The organism is Vibrio sp. Vb1980 (genome assembly GCF_033338615.1).
Lineage (GTDB): Bacteria > Pseudomonadota > Gammaproteobacteria > Enterobacterales > Vibrionaceae > Vibrio > Vibrio alginolyticus.
This window is the reverse complement of sequence record NZ_JAWOSZ010000020.1, coordinates 1-19,250: the sequence shown is the minus strand read 5'-3', so window position 1 is coordinate 19,250 and position 19,250 is coordinate 1. Positions and strand designations below refer to the sequence as shown.

The following is a 19,250-nucleotide window of genomic DNA, read 5'->3' as shown; positions in this document are numbered from 1 at the left end:
AACTAAGCCGGAAGTGATGCACTTCCGGTTCAATGCACTGAATTTATTTGTAAGACAAGGCATTAAGAAGGAAATAATCATGTTTGAACGCTGGTTCTCAGCGTACTGCTTGGCGCTGCGAACTTGGTGGTTAACCAGTCGCTTTTTAACCTATCAATCACCACTAAGGTTGTTATCGCTATTTGAAATCTGCGAGCAACAAGCCCATTGCCGTAACCGAGCTCGTATTGCGGTTGGGGACACGGTTCGCTTAGTGGATGTTGAACGCGCCTATCAATATCGCATGACATTGGTCAGCTCGCGTAAGGGGCAACCCATGACAGGTATGCTCGCGGTCGATTCTTATTTGGGGTCTCGACTGTTAGGTCGAGCTAAAAATGATGCGCTCGAAGTGGAAATTTTTAATCAGCGACGCTGCTTTGTGATTACTGAAATTGTTCATCAATCGCAGCCACCAGCTCAGAAAATGCTGTGTGGTTGTCTGTTGTGCCAATAAATAGAGGTGAAGTCATGAGTAAGAAAGAAAAGAAACAACCGCAGTTGAGTCTAAAAGAAAAGCGCAAACTAAAGCAGGAAAAGGCGGCAGAAAAGGACGTTGTAAAAGCGCGTAAATCCTCCCGCAAGTAAAGTGTAGATTGAGCCCCCCAGAACGGCGGGCTTTTTATCACAGATCGCGAAGTGATGAGGAACTAAGCTGTTCAAGGGGATAGTGGATGCTTTAAAAATTTTTTATTTTTTCCCTTGAAAGTCATTTTTGACGACCTTATATCTAGTTACGAAGAGGGTGACTGGCTTGCTAGAGACTAGAAGACCAGCCCTCTGAAATCGCTAAAACGAGATCGCTCAGAAGAGGATATGGCGTTTTAGCACACAACTTAAACCTTTAGATTCAATATCATGTCTCCGAGCCAAACCAAGGCCAGTGGAATGATAAGAATCTCTTAGTTCGGCGTTGTTTTTTGCATAAACACGCCAGTAGGATGAAACTCATCTGAACTAAGACTATTGCTTAATTAAGAGGATAGATTTATGCGTAATGTAGATTTCTCACCACTATACCGTAATGCAATTGGCTTTGATCGTCTGCTAAACCTGATGGAAGCGAATACAGCGAAAAATACTTCTGGCGGTTACCCTCCATACAACATTGAGCAAAAAGACGAGCACAACTACCGTATTACTATGGCCGTTGCTGGCTTTGCTGAAGAACAGCTCGATCTGACTCAAAACGAAAACATGTTGATTGTAAAGGGCGAACGTAAAGCCGAAGAAGGCAAAAACTATGTTTACCAAGGTATTGCAGAACGTGATTTTGAACGTAAATTCCAGCTAGCGGATTACGTAAAAGTTGTCGGTGCATCAATGGAAAACGGTCTACTTCATATCGATTTAGTTCGTGAAATCCCTGAAGCCATGCAACCACGTAAGATTGCTATCGGTGGTAACAACCTGATTGAGAACAACTAATCAGTTAACCACCCAGTTATAGAATGAGAAAGAGCGCCATATGGGCGCTCTTTTTAGTTTGGGGTTTTCAAATCCGCTATTTTAAAGCCGTAATTTCAAAGAGAAGAACGGCTGAGTTCAATCCATCTATTTACCTTCGCGGTAAGCCTTTTCCACTTCTTCAGCGATAATCGCAATGCCTTTTTGCATCATCTCATCATCTTGAACGTAGTTCATACGCAGGCATTGGTGCGCGTGATCCCACTCGTCTTGCTGACCAATAAAGAAATATTCACCAGGGACAATCAATACGCCACGCGCTTTCAAGCGTTGGTACAGTTCCATTGTTGTGATTGGCAGTTCATCAAACCATAACCACAAGAAGATAGCGCCTTCCGGCCTGTGGATGCGGAATCGCTCATCGGTAATTGCTTGTTGGAGCAGTTCAACCGCACGTTGTGATTTTTGCTTGTAGAACGGCTTAATCACCTCTGAACTCAGTTTAAGCAGATCGCCTTTGCCAATTATATGGTTTGCCAGCGCTGGACCAACACTGCCCGGCGCTAGGCTGATGATGCCGTTCATATTGGTTAACGCTTGAGTGATTTCTTCACTCGCAATCACAATGCCACAACGCACACCTGGCAAGCCAAGTTTAGATAGGCTCATGCATAGGATGGTGTTTTCATTCCAGAACGGTTCGACATCTTCAAAGATGATGTTCGGGAAAGGTAGACCGTAGGCGTTATCGATGATCAGCGGGATGTTGTTCTCACGTGCTAGCTTGTCCAGTTTACGTACTTCTTCGTCTGTCAGTACATTACCCGTTGGGTTGGTTGGACGAGACGCGCAGATTGCCGCAACAGAGTCGTCGACGGTTAGTTGCTCAAAATCGACGTGGTATTTAAACAGACCGTTATCTAACAGCTCGATTTCTGGGTGGTAAGAGATAAAGATATCTTCATCAATGCCTGCATCACCATAACCGATGTATTCAGGCGCGATAGGCAGTAGCACTTTCTTATGCGAACCATCTGGCTGTTTACCTGCCAACAAGTTGAACAAGTAGAAGAAGCCACTTTGGCTGCCGTTAGTTAGGCTGATGTTCTTTTCGGAAATATCCCAGCCGTAAGTTTCACGGAATAACTGAGCTAGCGCTTTGACGAACGCGTCTTTACCCTGCGGGCCATCGTAGTTGGCGAGGGCGGCGACGAGCTCCCCACTGGCGAGCATTTCCTCACTGGCTTGGTGAAAGTAATCGAGCATGGCAGGAATGGCGGCAGGATTACCTCCACCGAGCATGATGGCACCTGGTGTGCGCAGACCATCATTCAAATCGTCCATTAACTGCGTAATACCTGAATACTGATTAAATTTTTCACCAAACTTTGAGAACTGCATGCTGACTTATACCTAATTCATTGTGATTGCTTTGTGTATGTTTATGCCGATGTTTTATCGGCTTATCGAGTAATCCTTGACCTTACCTCAATGTGTAATTAACGCAAAGTGTGAATTAAGCGGAAAAAGAAAAAAGTGCGTCATCAGACCAGAGGGACGAGACTAAATGGCAAAAAGAACAATAAAAAAGGGAAGCTTATGCTTCCCTTGCTGGTGGAGAGAGTGTGATTTACTCACCGGTGTAAACAATCAGTACCTTGTCGTCTTGGTATTGGCGTTCGAACGCGTAGTAACCTTCTTGATTGCGAGTGATGTGCTTACCTTGAGCAACCGCTGGGTGGCGTTTACGGAATTCACCCAATTTTTGCCAATGTTGCAGCAGATCTTCACGCTCGCCATGAATCTTATCCCATGGCATATCTGAGCGTGTGCCTTGGTGGGCGTCTGAACCAGTAATGCCAAAATCACGAGCTATCTCATCACCGTAATAGATCTGTACTGCACCCGGAGCCAGCATCAGAGCATTTGCCGCACGTGCTTGGTCATCAAAGCTGCGGCTGCGAGCTGACCAAAACAGTTGTGTATCGTGTGAAGACAGGTAGCTCAACACATTGAACTCAGGATCGGTATTGATGCGCTCTGCATAGCGGCGGTAATCATTATCAAGTTGAGCGAAACACTTCAGCGCTTTTGGTGCCACATCAGATTGGAACTCGAAGTTGATGATGGAATCGAAGCCGTTATCGAAATACGGGCTCTTCACTACGCTGTGAGCCCACACTTCACCTGTCATCCAAAATGGCAGGTCATCTAGTGCTTTGTCTGGATTGTTTTGCTTCCACTGGGCAAGCGCTTGAGTGGTGCTGGCTTTCAACTCTGCCCACGCTTCCATTTCAACGTGTTTGGCCGTGTCGACACGGAAGCCGTCAATGCCGTAGTCACGTACCCAATCGGATAACCAGGTAATCAGGTGTTCACGTGGGGTTTGCAGCTCATCTTGCGCATTGGTGTCTTTATTGCGGAAGAAGTTTGGTAATCCGGTTTTCTTAGTCGATTCGGTTTTGAGATCCGGTAGGTAGTTCAAAGACATGGTGATATCGTTGTAGCCCGGAGCATCGTAGTCACCAATGTCGGTGCGGATCCAATCTTTGCCCCACCATTTATCCCACGCTTCGCTATCACCGTATTTGATGTAATCGTTGAAGCTGTGCCAGCTTTGTCCTGATTTTGGCTGCCAGTCGGTCCATTTTTCACCAAGGACTTGTTTGGCTTCTTGGTCATCTAGGTAAAGCTGACCAAAGCCAAATTCCTGCATGTCTGCTAATGTCGCATAACCTGTGTGGTTCATGACCACATCCCAAATCACGCGGATGCCTTTCTTGTGGGCGGTATCGACGAAGGTTCTGAGTTCATCTTCGGTACCCATGTTGGCATCAAGCTTGGTCCAATCTTGGTGGTAGTAGCCGTGGTAGCCGTAGTGCTTAAAGTCGCCTTTATCGCCGCCGCCAACCCAGCCGTGGATTTGTTCCAGTGGCGAGGTTATCCAGATAGCATTCACACCAAGTGATTCGATGTAATCGAGTTTTTTCGTCAGACCCGCCAAGTCACCACCGTGGAAGGTGCCAATCTCATATTTTCCGTCTTTGCTGCGACCGTAGCTGTTGTCGTTGTCTGGGTTGCCATTGTAGAAGCGGTCGGTCATGACGAAGTACACCGTCGCATTGTCCCAACTGAACGGTTTGTCGGCTTGCTGTTCAACTTCTTCTAGCAGCAATAGACCTTGGCTCATAGGACTCGGCTGCATGGTGACGCTGCCATTGGCGACTGTGGTTTCTTGTCCGGTTAAGGCATCGCGAACGACAGTGCCATCATTAAAGGTTTGAGCAACATTGATGGTTTTTGGCGCGTCAGTTGCGACAGGGCAAGAGTAGGTGATGTCCTGACTCTGTTTTGGTTTGATTTTTACAGTTAGCTCATTGGTGGTTGGATTGAGCGTAAATTGATAGGTATTGGCTTTGAAGATGCGCAGTGGCATTTGTACATCAGTGGCGCAGTTATCCATTTTTAATGGACGATTGAACTTGATGCGACCTTCTTCTGCTAGGGCAAAGCTACTGCCACAGCTTTGCTTGCTGTCAGCAATGGTAAAGGTGTAACTGCCTTTTTCGAGTTTTTGCTCGGCGACAAGTAAGCCTTGTGAGTTTTCTTCAAAAACAGCGGTGTCATCACCAACGCTTAATACGATGGCATTTTCTGGAATCTGGCTGCAGGCGCTCAGTAGACCGATAGAGAGTGCGAGAATTGTTTTTTTCATTGTGTCCTTCCCCCGAATAAACAGTCCAGTTATAGCAAAACTGTGCCTCTACAATCCGAGCTCTACACCAACAAGTTAAACGCGTCTCACCCTACAAATTTTAGTCTTGTTCACAAAATGAATAATAAGCGTCACCTTCATCGGTTTGAAGGCAACAAAAAAGGGAAGCATCTGCTTCCCTTTTACTTATTTCTTAATCACTTCGAAGAGTAATGAATTACTTTTGAAGCAAAGAAATGTCTGCGATCTGTAGGAACAGGTTACGCAGGTTGTTCAGTAGTGTCAGACGGTTCTTCTTAAGTGCTTCGTCGTCTGCCATTACCATTACGTTATCGAAGAACGCATCAACTGGTTCACGTAGGTCAGCTAGCTTGCTTAGGGCTTCTTGGTAGTTACCAGTAGCAAATGCTGGCTCTAGCGCTTCTGTCATTACTTCAACGCTTTCTGCTAGTGCTTTCTCTGCGTCTTCTTGTAGAAGTGCTAGGTCGATGTCTGCTGCTAGTTCGCCGTCGAATTTCGCTAGGATATTACCTACACGTTTGTTCGCTGCTGCTAGAGACTCTGCTGCTTCTAGTTCACGGAAGTGAGAAACCGCTTTAACTCGTTGGTCGAAGTCTGCTGGTTTCGTCGGGCGACGCGCTAGAACTGCTTGAATGATGTCTACGCTGAAGCCTTCGTCTTGGTACCAAGCACGGAAACGACCAAGCATGAACTCGATAACGTCTTGCTCAACGTTGTCGTTGGTTAGGCGATCGCCAAACAGTGACTTCGCTTTCGCTACTAGGTCAACAAGATCTAGGTTGTAGCCGTATTCAACGATGATACGTAGTACACCTAGAGATGCGCGGCGTAGTGCGAATGGGTCGCTGCCTTTAGGCGCTTGACCAATACCGAAGATACCTACGATAGTGTCTAGCTTGTCTGCCATTGCAACTGCAGTTGAAACACCGTTAGATGGCAGTTCATCACCTGCGAAACGAGGCATGTATTGCTCGTTCAGTGCGACTGCAACTTCTTCTGCTTCACCGTCGTGGCGAGCATAGTGCATACCCATAACACCTTGAGTATCCGTGAATTCGAATACCATTGAGGTCATTAGGTCACATTTTGCTAGTAGACCAGCACGCTTTGATTTCTCAACGTCAGCACCGATTTGCTCAGCAATGTAGCCAGCAAGCTCTGTGATGCGGTCTGTTTTGTCTTTGATCGTACCCAGTTGCTTTTGGAAGATCGCTTGCTCTAGTTCAGGCAGACGGTCGATAAGCGGACGCTTACGGTCTGTGTTGAAGAAGAATTCTGCGTCAGCAAGACGAGGACGAACCACTTTCTCGTTACCTTCGATTACGTAACGAGGCTCTTTTGATTCGATGTTCGATACGAAGATGAAGTTAGGTAGTAGCTTCTTGTTTTCATCGTAAACAGGGAAGTACTTCTGGTCACCCTTCATGGTGTAAACCAACGCTTCAGAAGGCACTTTTAGGAACTCTTCTTCAAACTTCGCTGTTAGTACTACTGGCCATTCAATCAGAGACGTTACTTCTTCTACTAAGTCATCTTCTAGGTCAGCGATACCGCCAACCGCTGCTGCCGCTTTTTGTGCGTCAGCTAGGATGATTGCTTTACGCGCTTCGTAATCTGCCATTACTTTACCGCGCTCTTCTAGGATCGCAGGGTATTGCTCAGCAGAATCGATAGTAAACTCTTGCTCACCCATGAAGCGGTGACCACGGATAGTGCGGTCAGAAGCAACACCAAGGATCTCGCCTTCGATTAGGTCGCTGCCCATTAGCATGGTTAGCGTCTTAACTGGACGGATGAACTGAGTTGTTTTGTTACCCCAGCGCATTGGTTTTGCGATAGGTAGGTTTGCTAGTGCTTTCGCTGCAAGTTCAACGACGATCTCAGACGTTGGCTGACCTTTCACTTCTTGTTTGAACAGTAGCCATTCGCCTTTGTCTGTAACCATGCGTTCTGCTTGGTCAACCGTGATGCCACAACCGCGTGCCCAGCCTTGAGCTGCTTTTGTTGGGTTGCCTTCCGCGTCAAACGCTGCAGAAACTGCAGGACCACGCTTTTCAACAACTTTGTCAGACTGGCTGTCTGCTAGTGCTGCTACTTTAAGTGCAAGACGACGAGGTGCCGCGAACCATTTCACGCCTTCGTGAGCAAGCTCAGCGCCTTTTAGTTCTGCTTCGAAGTTTGCTGCGAATGCTTCAGCTAGAGTGCGAAGTTGCGTTGGTGGTAGCTCTTCTGTACCTAGCTCGATTAGAAATTCTTTTGCCATGTTACTCTACCCCTTACGCTTGTTCTTTCTTACACATTGGGAAGCCAAGAGCTTCACGCGATGCGTAGTATGCTTCTGCAACTGCTTTCGTCAGGTTGCGGATGCGTAGGATGTAACGTTGGCGTTCAGTTACTGAGATCGCTTTACGCGCATCTAGTAGGTTGAATGCGTGGCCAGCTTTTAGAATGCGTTCGTAAGCAGGCAGTGGCAGTGGCTTTTCAAGCTCAAGTAGTTCTTTACACTCTTTTTCACACTGTTCGAAGAAACCAAATAGGAATTCAACGTCTGCGTGCTCGAAGTTGTAAGTTGATTGCTCTACTTCGTTTTGGTGGAAGATATCACCGTAAGTCACTTTGCTGCCGTCTGGTGCGATGTTCCAAACTAGGTCGTAAACAGAGTCTACTTCTTGGATGTACATTGCTAGACGTTCGATACCGTAAGTGATTTCACCAGTTACTGGTTTACACTCAAGACCACCAACTTGCTGGAAGTAAGTAAACTGGGTCACTTCCATGCCGTTTAGCCAAACTTCCCAGCCCAGACCCCATGCGCCTAGTGTTGGGTTTTCCCAGTTGTCTTCTACGAAACGGATGTCGTGTACAAGAGGGTCAATACCAAGAACTTCAAGGGAGCCAAGGTACAACTCTTGAATATTGTCAGGCGATGGTTTTAGCGCTACTTGGAATTGGTAGTAGTGCTGAAGACGGTTAGGGTTTTCACCGTAACGGCCATCAGTAGGACGACGTGAAGGTTGTACGTAAGCTGTCGACATTGGCTCTGGGCCAAGCGCTCGTAGACAGGTCATTGGGTGAGAGGTACCCGCACCCACTTCCATATCTAGCGGTTGAACAATGGTACAACCATTTTGAGCCCAATAATCCTGCAGCGCGAGGATCATTCCCTGGAAGGTTTTGATATCGTATTTTTGCATAAGTCAGGTTCGCGCGATTCTCTTGTTACTCGTTAATTCGTCATCTATGCCGAGTTTTTCAACTCTAACAACGGCGATAAAGAGTAATTACGGTTGAATAAATTAACAATCTAGTATAACCAGATATTGAGCATGGGAGTAGAGCTAATCTTGATTAATTCGTGGGCGATTTTCTCCTTTAATGAATTTTTACCGCGTTATCTGCTGTATTTTTCCTAAAAGGGAGTTTTTGCCTGCTTTGGCTCTTGAGAAGCGCAACAAAGGTGGCTAGAATTGCGCCTGTCTTTGGGGAGTAGCTTACCTGATGAAGTTTCTGTTTCATCTGGTTCGTCCGTCAACATAATTGGTGCAAAATCACCATGGCGTTCGAGACTTGAAGCCTTTCAAGTTTAGCAAGACCTTAGACAAATCATCACGAACCGGGGTAGGGGCGTGAGGTTTGTCTTCGGTTAAAAATAATAATCCCTGCCCCAATGAGCATGTCGTGAGCGTTTTAGCTATTTCAATTACTACTGTAGCGTTAGCAGAAATTGGCGATAAGACCCAATTGCTATCTCTATTACTTGCAAGTCGTTACCGAAAACCAATCCCAATTATTGCAGCAATCTTTTTGGCAACTATTGCCAACCACGCTTTGGCTGCATGGTTAGGTGTGGTTGTCGCAGACTATCTATCACCTGAGATTTTAAAGTGGGTGCTGGTGGTCAGTTTTGTCGCGATGGCGGCTTGGGTTCTGATCCCGGACAAACTGGATGATGACGAGCAGATTTCTAATCGAGGCCCATTTATTGCCAGCTTTATCGCGTTCTTCGTTGCGGAGATAGGCGATAAAACTCAGATCGCCACTTCCATCTTAGGGGCGCAATACGCGGATGCGTTAAGTTTGGTGATTATCGGTACCACAATCGGTATGCTGCTGGCGAATGTACCTGTGGTCCTGATTGGTAAATTGTCGGCCGACAAGATGCCTTTAGGGCTGATCCGTAAAATCACCGCATTTTTGTTTATTGCTCTGGCAATAGGGGCTGCACTGTTCTGATTTTTTGCACGTGAAATGATGTGAGTTATCAATCATTAGTGGCGTGCTGCGCGAGTTCAAACTCTGACTCTAAATCGTTCCGTTGCGTGACGGATGACATATAAGTGTCATACTTGTCATGGTAGTTTAATGGTGTGAATGATAGCGAGAGGGCAAGTTTATGCTTACACGTTACATGGGGATGTCCCCGAAGAGTCAGAGTTATTTATTCACTTTTGGTTTAGCGCTGTGTTTACTAGCGATGGTGCTAACTGATATGTGGTTACCGATTGTAGCAGGATCGTTCGTCCTTACTGGATTGACAGTAGAAGCGTGGATTCGTGTCGCTCACATCATTCCTATGCATGAAGAGATGCGGGCAATGAAGAAACAACTTAACAAGCTCCAATCAGAAGTTCGCACACTCGAATACGACGAATAAACAAACGGCAGCCAATATTGGCTGCCGTTTTTAGTTCGACCAGATTATTCCAATCCTTTCTTGATCAGGTACTGATACGGAACTTGCTCCGTTTGTGCCGCAACTAATTGGTGGTCCATAAAGCGGCAGAAACTCGGAATGTCTCGAGTCGTGGATGGATCGTCTGCTTTGACCAGCAAAATCTCACCATCTTGCATGTTGCGAATTGTCTTCCTGACCATCATCACTGGCTCTGGGCAGCGCAGTCCTTGCGCCTCTAATGTCTTGTTTGCCAGTTCAGGATTAAAGCTCATAGTGTGATTCTCGTAACTAACTGAGCGTTGAATTTTACTTTCGTTGAAAAAATATTCAATAACCACTTGGCAAACCGAATTTTTTGTTTTACCTTAAATTAACAATTTGGTAACAACTGGCAAGGGGGAGGCAATGTTAACAGCGTTAGACAGACTTACGATTTACTCAGTGCTGTGTTTTATCTCGTTCTGTGCATTGGTACTTAGGACGCCAGCTGACACCTCTTTGACGCCTCTCGTAGGCATGGTTGCCACTATTATTGGGATTTGGATCGAGATGCGCAGATGGTCTGGCGCATCTGAGCAAGAAAATTAGCGCTTCTTGCTTGGATCAGAATGCTTTTAATAACGCTCACCTATTTTTTACCGACACTTCATTCCGACACTATCCCCATTTTTCTTGGGCTTCCCCGCTGAAAGGCGGGATTTTTTTTGCCTAAAGAGTACAATTTACCCAAACACATACAAAATAAGTGGCTAATTCGTGGAACTGGAAGACATCTATCGCCGAGATTTAAATTTACTGGTTGCGTTGCGAGTACTGATAGAAGAAAACAGTGTCAGTAAGGCGGCAACACGTCTGAACTTGAGTCAATCGGCAATGAGTCGTGTGCTTGGTCGTCTACGCGACTTATTGGGAGACCCGCTGTTTACTCGTCAGGGACAGCATTTGATCCCAACTCAGAAAGCGTTAGAGATCGATCGCTCATTGGGCGAACCATTAGAGTCTTTACGTCAGTTGTTATCTCCGGTTGAGTTTGACCCATTGCAATGCGTACAGACTTTCAACATCGTGACCACCGACTATGCCATGCAAACGATCTTACCGTTCGCTTTGCCGAGAATTTACCAAGAAGCGCCAAACGTGTCTTTCAACTTCTTACCACTGCAACACGACCGTTTATCAGATCAGCTCACTTATGAAGGTGCAGACTTAGCGATTTGTCGCCCGACAGGCCCGGTGGAGCCTCTACGCAGTGAAGTGTTGGGGCGAGTGGGGGTGCTGTGTATGCTTTCAAAACAGCATCCATTAGCGAATAAAGAAATGAGCTTGGATGATTATCTGAGTCATCCACATGCCATGATCGCCATCAGTGATGGTGTTAAGGCACTGATCGAACAAGCTTTGATGGAGAAACCTAAGCGTAAAATGGTCCTGCGGGCGTACCATTTAGAAGCCGCATTGGCGATCATGGATACCTTGCCAATTATCATCACAGTGCCAGCGGATTTGGCGTATCTGGTTGCCGAGCGTTATGACTTGGTGGTGAAACCGTTACCATTCCAATTCACGCCGTTTGAATACTCGATGATTTGGCATGCGCGTTGCGAGCATTCTCCCGCTCAAGAATGGTTAAGAACGATTGTGCGTGAAGAGTGTAGTCGTCTGATAGCTAAACGTATCGAAGATATGGGACTGAACTGCTAACAAAAAAGAGCCAGCAATGCCGGCTCTTCGTCTGTTTACACTGAGTCAGTGTTTATAGCTTGATAACCACACGACCCGTTACTTGACCGTTGGTGATGTCTTCTGCATATTTCGGTGCTTCAGCAAGAGCAACTTCAGTACACGCTTGCTCGAAGTAGCTGTCTGGTAGTAGCTCGACCAGCTTTTCCCATGCAGCGATACGTTTCTCTGTTGGGCACATTACTGAGTCCACACCTTGTAGGCGAACATTACGTAGGATGAACGGCATCACTGTGGTTGGTAGATCAAAACCACCTGCAAGACCACAAGCTGCAACTGCACTGTTGTAATCCATTTGCGCCAATACTTTAGCCAGTACTTTGCTGCCTACAGTATCAACCGCACCTGCCCATACTTGCTTTTCAAGTGGACGTGCTGGTTCTTCAAATTCAGTACGGTCGATGATGCGGCTAGCACCTAGTTTTTCAAGTAGCGGGCCATTTTTTTCTACACGACCTGTCACTGCAGCAACTTTGTAGCCAAGCTGTGCTAGAAGCGTTACTGCGACTGAGCCTACACCGCCACTTGCGCCAGTTACAAGGATTTCACCATTTTCAGGTTTGATGCCTGCATCAAGCAGTGCTTGAACACATAGCATGCCAGTGAAGCCAGCAGTACCAACCATCATTGCTTTCTTGCTGTCTAGACCTTTTGGTAGTGGTACTAGCCAATCTGCTTTTAGACGAGCACGCTGAGACATACCACCCCAGTGGTTTTCACCCACGCCCCAGCCAGTAAGGACAACTTTGTCACCAGCTTGGTAGCGGTCGTCTTCTGAGCTTACTACCGTACCTGCTAAGTCAATACCTGGCACCATCGGGAAGTTACGGATGATTTTACCTTTACCTGTGATCGCAAGGCCGTCTTTGTAGTTTAACGATGAGTAATCAACGTCAATCAGAACGTCGCCTTCAGGCAGTTGTGTTTCATCGATTTGCTCGATGTTAGCGATAGTACGTTTGTCTTCTTGATTTAGAACTAGAGCATTAAACATAAGGTTCTCCGATTGTGCGGTAGCATGACTCTGGGTCACATGCAGCAAGATATCAACTGGTCTAAGTGTATGTCTTCTTTGTCTATGAATAAAATGAAACTTGAGCATTTAATGTATGCTCTTCATGCATGTTTGATGTAAAACAAAAAGGGCGACATCAATTGTCGCCCTTAAGTGTAATACTAAAAATTTTAGTACTAGTTCATTTGCTTATGATTGTTGGCTCGATCACTACAACAACGTCTTGAACTGTTATGGTCGTTCAAATACTGTCGCAATGCCCTGACCCAAACCGATACACATGGTGGCCAGACCGTATTTCGCGTCTTTCGCTTCCATTAGGTTGATCAACGTTGTTGAGATACGTGAACCAGAACAGCCTAGTGGATGACCCAATGCTATCGCACCACCGTTAAGGTTGACCTTCTCATCCATAACATCAAGCAGGCCTAAGTCTTTAGCACACGGCAGAGACTGCGCGGCAAATGCTTCGTTTAGCTCAACCACATCCATGTCTTCAATTGAAAGACCGGCACGCTTGAGCGCTTTTTTCGTCGCAGGTACAGGACCGTAACCCATAATAGAAGGATCGCAGCCCGCAATGGCCATGCCTTTAATACGTGCACGAATCTTCAAGCCAAGTTCATTAGCTTTCTCTTCACTCATGATCAACATCGCTGATGCACCATCGGACAGAGCCGATGATGTACCGGCTGTTACTGTACCGTTTGCAGGGTCGAACACTGGGCGAAGTTGAGATAGACCTTCAACGGATGTTTCAGGGCGAATCACTTCATCGTAATCTAGAGTGAACAGGGTGCCGTCAGCGGCGTGGCCTTCAATTGGTAGAATTTCGTTTTTAAAACGACCCTCTACGGTTGCTGCGTGCGCACGAGCGTGAGAGCGAGCGGCAAACTCGTCTTGTTGCTCACGGCTAATGCCATGTAATTTACCAAGCATTTCAGCCGTTAAGCCCATCATGCCCGCAGCTTTTGCTACGTTCTTTGACATACCTGGGTGAAAGTCTACACCGTGGTTCATTGGCACATGCCCCATGTGCTCAACGCCACCAATTAGGCAGATTTCAGCATCGCCAGTCATGATGGCACGTGTACCGTCGTGAAGCGCTTGCATTGATGAACCACACAAGCGGTTCACCGTCACGGCGCCAATTTCAATCGGCAGGCCCGCGAGTAGCGCGGCATTACGTGCAACGTTAAAGCCTTGCTCTAGTGTTTGCTGTACACAGCCCCAGTAGATGTCTTCAATCTCGCTTGGGTTCACTTGTGGGTTACGCGCAAGAATGCCTTTCATTAGGCGCGCAGATAGATCTTCTGCTCGTGTATGACGGAAAGCACCACCTTTAGAGCGACCCATTGGAGTACGTAGACAATCGACTACGACAACATTTCTTGTTTGATTAGTCATTTTAGAATCCCTCCTTAGATAGAACCTTGCTGTTGTGCACCGTAAAAGCTTTCACCTTTCGCCGCCATATCAATCAGCATTTGCGGTACTTGGTACATCGCACCTAGCTCGGCGTGTTGTTTTGCCATTTCAACGTATTCAGCAATACCCACGCTGTCTAGATAGCGGAATACGCCACCGCGGAATGGAGGGAAACCAAGACCATAAACCAATGCCATATCTGCTTCCTGCGGAGTCGCGATGATGCCTTCTTGTAGGCACAGCACCACTTCGTTGATCATTGGAATCATCATACGTTGAATGATGGTCTGATCGTCAAAGTCCTGCTTATCGGCACAAACGTCAGCAAGTACCGGTAAGATCGCTTCGGAGAAGGTTTTCTTCGGCTTACCTTTTTTATCTATGGTGTAGCTGTAGAAGCCATTACCATTTTTCTGACCATATTTGTCTGCTTCGAACAGTGCATCAATCGCATCACGACCTTGTTTACCCATACGCTCAGGGAAACCGTCAGCCATCACAGCTTGTGCGTGGTGCGCGGTATCAATGCCGACTACGTCAAGCAAGTACGCCGGTCCCATCGGCCAGCCAAACTTACGCTCCATGACTTTGTCGATTTTCGTAAAGTCAGCACCATCACGAAGTAGCATGCTGAAGCCGCCAAAGTATGGGAACAATACGCGGTTAACGAAGAACCCTGGGCAGTCATTAACGACAATTGGTGATTTGCCCATTTTTGCAGCATACGCCACAACACGATTGATGGTTTCATCAGAGGTGTGCTCACCACGGATGATCTCAACAAGAGGCATACGATGCACTGGGTTGAAGAAGTGCATACCACAGAAGTTTTCTGGGCGTTTTAGTGATTTTGCCAATAGGTTGATAGGAATCGTCGAGGTGTTTGAGGTGATAACGGTGTCGTCACCGACATGGGATTCAACTTCACTTAAAACTGCTGCTTTTACTTTCGGGTTTTCAACGACAGCTTCAACAACCACATCAGAGTTTTCAATACCTGCGTAATGTAAGCTCGGTGTGATTGACGCTAAAATACCCGCCATCTTAAAGCCATCAATGCGACCGCGAGATAAGCGTTTATTCAGCAGCTTAGATGCTTCAGTCATGCCTAGGTCGAGCGACGCTTGTGCGATGTCTTTCATCAAGACTGGCACACCTTTTAGCGCTGATTGGTAAGCAATGCCGCCACCCATGATACCTGCACCTAATACGGCTGCACGTTGCGTGTCTTTACTTGCTGACTTCGCTGCTTTTTTCGCAATGCCTTTGATGTATTGATCATTAAGGAATAGGCCAACGAGTGATTTTGCTTCTTCCGATTTAGCCAATTTCACGAAGTGCTTACGTTCAATGTCTAACGCTTCATTACGTGCAAAGCGAGCACCTTCTTCAATCGTGATAACGGCTGTCATTGGGGCAGGGTAGTGAGGACCTGCTTTTTGTGCCACCAGACCCTTCGCCATGGTGAAGCTCATCATTGATTCAAGCTTACTCAGCGTTAGCGGAGATGTTTTCTGTGCTCGGCGTGCTTGCCAGTCAAGTTTCTCGTTAATTGCAGAGTTAAGAGTTTGTAGTGCTGATTCGTATAAAGCATCAGTCTCTACAACAGCATCGAGTAAGCCAATTTTCAATGCTTCATCAGCTCGGCATGCTTTACCTTGGGTGATGATTTCCATTGCGCTGTCTGCGCCAATAACGCGAGGCAAGCGTACACAACCACCAAAGCCAGGCATGATTCCCAGTTTCGTTTCTGGTAGGCCGATGCTGGTGGTTTTGTCACCAATACGCATGTCTGTTGCTAGCACACATTCACAACCGCCACCAAGAGCGTGGCCTTTGATCACTGAGATGGTCGGAACGGGTAAGTCTTCTAATTTGTTAAAGATGCTATTAGCAAATTGCAGCCATTGGTCGAGCTCGGCATCCGTTTTAGCAAACAGACCTAAAAACTCGGTAATGTCTGCGCCTACAATGAATGCGTCTTTATCTGAAGTGAGCAACAACCCCTTGAGGCCTTGATGGGCAATGAGCGCATCAAGAGCTTTATCTAGCGATTCTAATGTCGCTAGGTCGAGTTTGTTGACGGATTTTGGAGAGCAGAAGCTTAGCTCTGCAATACCATCTTGTATTTCCTTTACCTGTAGGGTTTCGGCTTGGTAAATCATTGTCTATCTCCATGACATACAATCGTGGATTGTCTGTATACCTATTTCAACGACGCCGTGTACCTCGGCAAATAGGTATCGAGGAAGTCGTTTTATTTTTGTTCTGGTTTGACCAGTAAGGTTAGTTTGGATCGTGGATTGTTTAATTTCAATACATTTTTTAAACAAGTGTTTAACATTGTGCGCTGTGGCAGATCTTATGCGACGGGTAAATCACACTCGTGATAGACTTCAGGCAAATAGACATGAATCCATAATCCTATGAATGACAAGCCTTATCTGATTCCAGCAGAGCCCGCTCAATTTGAAGAAGAAATTAAAAAGAGCGTCTTCATTACTTATTTGGCACACACGCCAAGTATCGAAGCTGCAAAAGCATTTGTTGATCAAATCAAAGCTAAACACGCTGATGCTAGACATAACTGTTGGGGCTTTGTTGCTGGTCGACCAGAAGATTCGATGAAGTGGGGCTTTAGTGATGATGGAGAACCTTCAGGGACGGCAGGCAAACCAATCCTGGCGCAGCTGTCTGGATCTGGGGTGGGGGAGATCACGGCTGTGGTCACGCGATACTCTGGTGGAATCAAGTTAGGTACAGGCGGCTTGGTTAAAGCGTATGGGGGTGGGGTTCAACAAGCGCTCAAGCTGCTTCAAACTATTGAGAAAAAAATAACCACAAAGCTCAGACTAACGTTAGACTATGGGTTTATGCCTATCGCACAATCAATCATGCCGCAATTTGGTGCGATAGAAGTCGAGGCTGAATACAGCGATCAGGTCGTATTAGTGGTGGAAATTGAGCTTCGAGAAGTGAGCGCGTTTACCCAAGCAATCATCAATAAAAGCGGGGCAAAGGCAATTGTCACTCCGCTAGACGGACAATAATGAAAAACAGGAAGCAACAGGGACAGCTTCGCTAGTCAATTTATCCATGCAATTTCGTTCAATTATTCGAATCGTCGGGCTACTGCTCGCACTCTTTAGTGTCACTATGCTTGCGCCAGCACTCGTTGCGCTGATCTATCGAGATGGTGCTGGTGTGCCTTTTGTCACGACATTTTTTGTTCTGCTGTTTTGTGGGGCCGTTTGTTGGTACCCAAACCGCAGGTATAAGCACGAGCTTAAAGCTCGAGATGGCTTTCTTATTGTCGTCTTATTCTGGACAGTACTTGGCAGTGCAGGCTCGATCCCCTTTCTCATTGCTGACAATCCGAACGTCTCAGTGACAGATGCGTTTTTTGAATCGTTTTCTGCTCTCACGACGACCGGGGCGACCGTTATTGTTGGTTTGGATGAGTTACCTAAAGCGATTCTATTCTATCGACAGTTACTGCAGTGGTTCGGCGGTATGGGAATCATCGTATTAGCGGTGGCGATTTTGCCAGTACTTGGCATCGGTGGTATGCAGCTTTACCGCGCCGAGATCCCAGGTCCAGTCAAGGATACTAAAGTGACGCCGCGCATAGCAGAAACTGCTAAGGCGCTTTGGTACATCTATTTGAGCCTGACTATCGCCTGTGCTTCGGCTTTTTGGTTAGCTGGTATGACGCCATTTGACGCCATCAGTCACAGCTTTTCCACCATTGCCATTGGTGGCTTCTCTACCCACGATGCCAGCATCGGATACTTTGATAGTTACGCGATTAACCTGATTACGGTGGTTTTTCTGCTTATATCTGCATGTAATTACACACTGCACTTTGCTGCATTTGCATCAGGTGGCGTACATCCCAAGTATTACTGGAAAGATCCTGAGTTTCGCGCCTTCTTGTTTATTCAAGTGCTGCTATTTATCATTTGCTTTCTATTATTACTGAAACATCACTCTTACACATCGACATACGATGCTTTCGATCAGGCTCTGTTCCAAACCGTATCAATATCCACAACAGCGGGCTTTACGACAACAGGTTTTGCGGATTGGCCGCTCTTCTTACCTGTGCTGTTATTGTTCTCTTCCTTTATAGGTGGTTGTGCTGGTTCAACAGGCGGCGGCATGAAAGTGATCCGTATCCTGCTTCTTACCTTACAAGGTGCGCGTGAACTAAAACGTTTAGTCCATCCACGCGCGGTTTACACCATCAAAGTAGGTGGCAGTGCCCTACCGCAACGTGTTGTCGATGCGGTTTGGGGTTTCTTCTCCGCATACGCATTGGTATTTGTGGTTTGTATGTTGGGGTTGATTGCAACAGGAATGGATGAGCTCAGTGCGTTCTCGGCGGTGGCTGCGACTCTGAACAACCTCGGTCCTGGCTTGGGAGAAGTGGCGCTTCACTTTGGTGATGTTAACGACAAAGCAAAATGGGTATTAATAGTTTCTATGCTGTTTGGTCGTTTGGAAATCTTTACCTTACTTATTCTACTTACGCCGACGTTTTGGCGTAGCTAAGGGGAAATCGTGGCAAAAGCATTATTTCTATACTCTTCCCGCGAAGGGCAGACTAAAAAAATTCTCCACTATATAGATGAACAACTTCCAGATTTCGATTGTGAGCTGGTGGATTTACATAATGTCGAGACGATTGACTTCAGCCAATACGACAGAGTATTGATAGGCGCCTCTATTCGCTATGGCCATCTTAATAAAAAGCTATACCAGTTTATTGAGCGAAACCTCAATCAATTGGAGCAAAATAAAGTGGCATTTTTCTGCGTAAACCTAACCGCTCGTAAAGAGGACCAAGGAAAGGATACACCTGAAGGTAGTGCCTACATTCGCAAGTTCCTAATTAAGTCGCCTTGGAAACCAACGCTAATCGGTGTTTTTGCTGGTGCACTTTATTACCCACGTTATAGCTGGTTCGACAGAACTATGATTAGGTTCATTATGTCGATGACGGGTGGCGAAACCGATACGACCAAAGAGGTGGAGTACACCAATTGGGAAAAAGTGGCTCTTTTCGCAGATAAATTTAGAGAACTGTAGAAATAACGTGCTCTTTTGACCGCTTTTGATGCAAATTTATCCGAACGATAAAAAAATCAAAAAAAACGAGAAAAAGGGCTTGCCAATGTGATCGCAATCTCTATAATGCCACCTCGCTA

At 46.4% G+C, this 19,250-nt stretch carries 17 protein-coding genes; 9 read left to right on the top strand and 8 right to left on the bottom strand.

The genetic code is table 11. The features are described from left to right. Window positions 1–79 precede the first annotated feature (79 nt). On the top strand, window positions 80–496 hold the full coding sequence (locus R7F64_RS21170; protein WP_017635594.1) for a GreA/GreB family elongation factor: 417 nt from the start codon (window positions 80–82) through the stop codon (window positions 494–496). Window positions 497–1,029: 533 nt separating this feature from the next. After that, window positions 1,030–1,467, top strand: coding sequence for an Hsp20 family protein (locus R7F64_RS21165; protein WP_005378857.1), 438 nt, complete (start codon window positions 1,030–1,032; stop codon window positions 1,465–1,467). A gap of 126 nt (window positions 1,468–1,593) precedes the next feature. Here the strand turns inward: R7F64_RS21165 and R7F64_RS21160 are convergent, their stop codons facing one another. The 4 genes from R7F64_RS21160 to glyQ all read right to left on the bottom strand — a co-directional run bounded on the left by R7F64_RS21160 (window position 1,594) and on the right by glyQ (window position 8,376). After that, window positions 1,594–2,847 (bottom strand): valine--pyruvate transaminase, encoded by a 1,254-nt coding sequence (locus R7F64_RS21160; RefSeq protein ID WP_318072064.1) that lies wholly within the window; start codon window positions 2,845–2,847, stop codon window positions 1,594–1,596. 229 nt (window positions 2,848–3,076) lie between these two features. After that, a complete protein-coding gene (locus R7F64_RS21155) occupies window positions 3,077–5,161 on the bottom strand; it encodes an alpha-amylase (RefSeq protein WP_318072063.1) in 2,085 nt (694 codons plus the stop codon). A 217-nt stretch (window positions 5,162–5,378) separates the two neighbouring features. After that, a complete protein-coding gene (gene glyS, locus R7F64_RS21150; protein ID WP_161441312.1) occupies window positions 5,379–7,445 on the bottom strand; it encodes a glycine--tRNA ligase subunit beta in 2,067 nt (688 codons plus the stop codon). A 13-nt stretch (window positions 7,446–7,458) separates the two neighbouring features. Then, complete coding sequence (gene glyQ, locus R7F64_RS21145; RefSeq protein WP_005383818.1) at window positions 7,459–8,376, bottom strand: glycine--tRNA ligase subunit alpha; 918 nt, start codon at window positions 8,374–8,376, stop codon at window positions 7,459–7,461. Window positions 8,377–8,860: 484 nt separating this feature from the next. Here glyQ and R7F64_RS21140 point away from each other — a divergent pair, with 484 nt between their 5' ends. Together R7F64_RS21140 and R7F64_RS21135 are read left to right on the top strand one after the other, a co-directional pair. Further along, on the top strand, window positions 8,861–9,415 hold the full coding sequence (locus R7F64_RS21140; protein ID WP_005378877.1) for a TMEM165/GDT1 family protein: 555 nt from the start codon (window positions 8,861–8,863) through the stop codon (window positions 9,413–9,415). Between the two features lie 160 nt (window positions 9,416–9,575). Further along, the gene (locus R7F64_RS21135; protein WP_005378878.1) at window positions 9,576–9,836 is read left to right on the top strand and encodes a hypothetical protein; all 261 of its coding nucleotides are present in this window, start codon (window positions 9,576–9,578) and stop codon (window positions 9,834–9,836) included. Window positions 9,837–9,880: 44 nt separating this feature from the next. Here the strand turns inward: R7F64_RS21135 and tusA are convergent, their stop codons facing one another. Next, window positions 9,881–10,129 carry a sulfurtransferase TusA gene (gene tusA / locus R7F64_RS21130; protein ID WP_033906598.1) on the bottom strand — a complete coding sequence of 83 codons (249 nt, stop codon included), beginning with the start codon at window positions 10,127–10,129 and terminating at the stop codon, window positions 9,881–9,883. Window positions 10,130–10,262: 133 nt separating this feature from the next. Between tusA and R7F64_RS21125 the strand changes: the two genes are divergently transcribed. Beyond that, entirely contained in the window at window positions 10,263–10,445 is a 183-nt protein-coding gene (locus R7F64_RS21125) for a hypothetical protein (RefSeq protein WP_005378880.1), read from the top strand. Window positions 10,446–10,613: 168 nt separating this feature from the next. Then, window positions 10,614–11,558, top strand: coding sequence for a LysR family transcriptional regulator (locus R7F64_RS21120; RefSeq protein WP_017821924.1), 945 nt, complete (start codon window positions 10,614–10,616; stop codon window positions 11,556–11,558). Between the two features lie 52 nt (window positions 11,559–11,610). Here the strand turns inward: R7F64_RS21120 and R7F64_RS21115 are convergent, their stop codons facing one another. From R7F64_RS21115 to fadB, 3 genes are all read right to left on the bottom strand, one after another. After that, on the bottom strand, window positions 11,611–12,591 hold the full coding sequence (locus R7F64_RS21115) for an MDR family oxidoreductase (RefSeq protein ID WP_005378882.1): 981 nt from the start codon (window positions 12,589–12,591) through the stop codon (window positions 11,611–11,613). 252 nt (window positions 12,592–12,843) lie between these two features. Beyond that, complete coding sequence (gene fadA / locus R7F64_RS21110) at window positions 12,844–14,019, bottom strand: acetyl-CoA C-acyltransferase FadA (RefSeq protein WP_006743176.1); 1,176 nt, start codon at window positions 14,017–14,019, stop codon at window positions 12,844–12,846. A 14-nt stretch (window positions 14,020–14,033) separates the two neighbouring features. Beyond that, window positions 14,034–16,205: a fatty acid oxidation complex subunit alpha FadB gene (fadB, locus tag R7F64_RS21105; RefSeq protein WP_053304063.1), complete on the bottom strand. Its 2,172-nt coding sequence runs from the start codon at window positions 16,203–16,205 to the stop codon at window positions 14,034–14,036. A gap of 261 nt (window positions 16,206–16,466) precedes the next feature. Here fadB and R7F64_RS21100 point away from each other — a divergent pair, with 261 nt between their 5' ends. From R7F64_RS21100 to hemG, 3 genes are read left to right on the top strand one after another with little or no spacing between them, the layout of a single operon-like run. Continuing rightward, a complete protein-coding gene (locus R7F64_RS21100; protein WP_005378891.1) occupies window positions 16,467–17,090 on the top strand; it encodes a YigZ family protein in 624 nt (207 codons plus the stop codon). 46 nt (window positions 17,091–17,136) lie between these two features. After that, the gene (locus R7F64_RS21095; protein WP_005378893.1) at window positions 17,137–18,594 is read left to right on the top strand and encodes a TrkH family potassium uptake protein; all 1,458 of its coding nucleotides are present in this window, start codon (window positions 17,137–17,139) and stop codon (window positions 18,592–18,594) included. A gap of 9 nt (window positions 18,595–18,603) precedes the next feature. Beyond that, window positions 18,604–19,131 (top strand): menaquinone-dependent protoporphyrinogen IX dehydrogenase, encoded by a 528-nt coding sequence (gene hemG, locus R7F64_RS21090; protein WP_005378894.1) that lies wholly within the window; start codon window positions 18,604–18,606, stop codon window positions 19,129–19,131. Window positions 19,132–19,250: the final 119 nt, after the last annotated feature.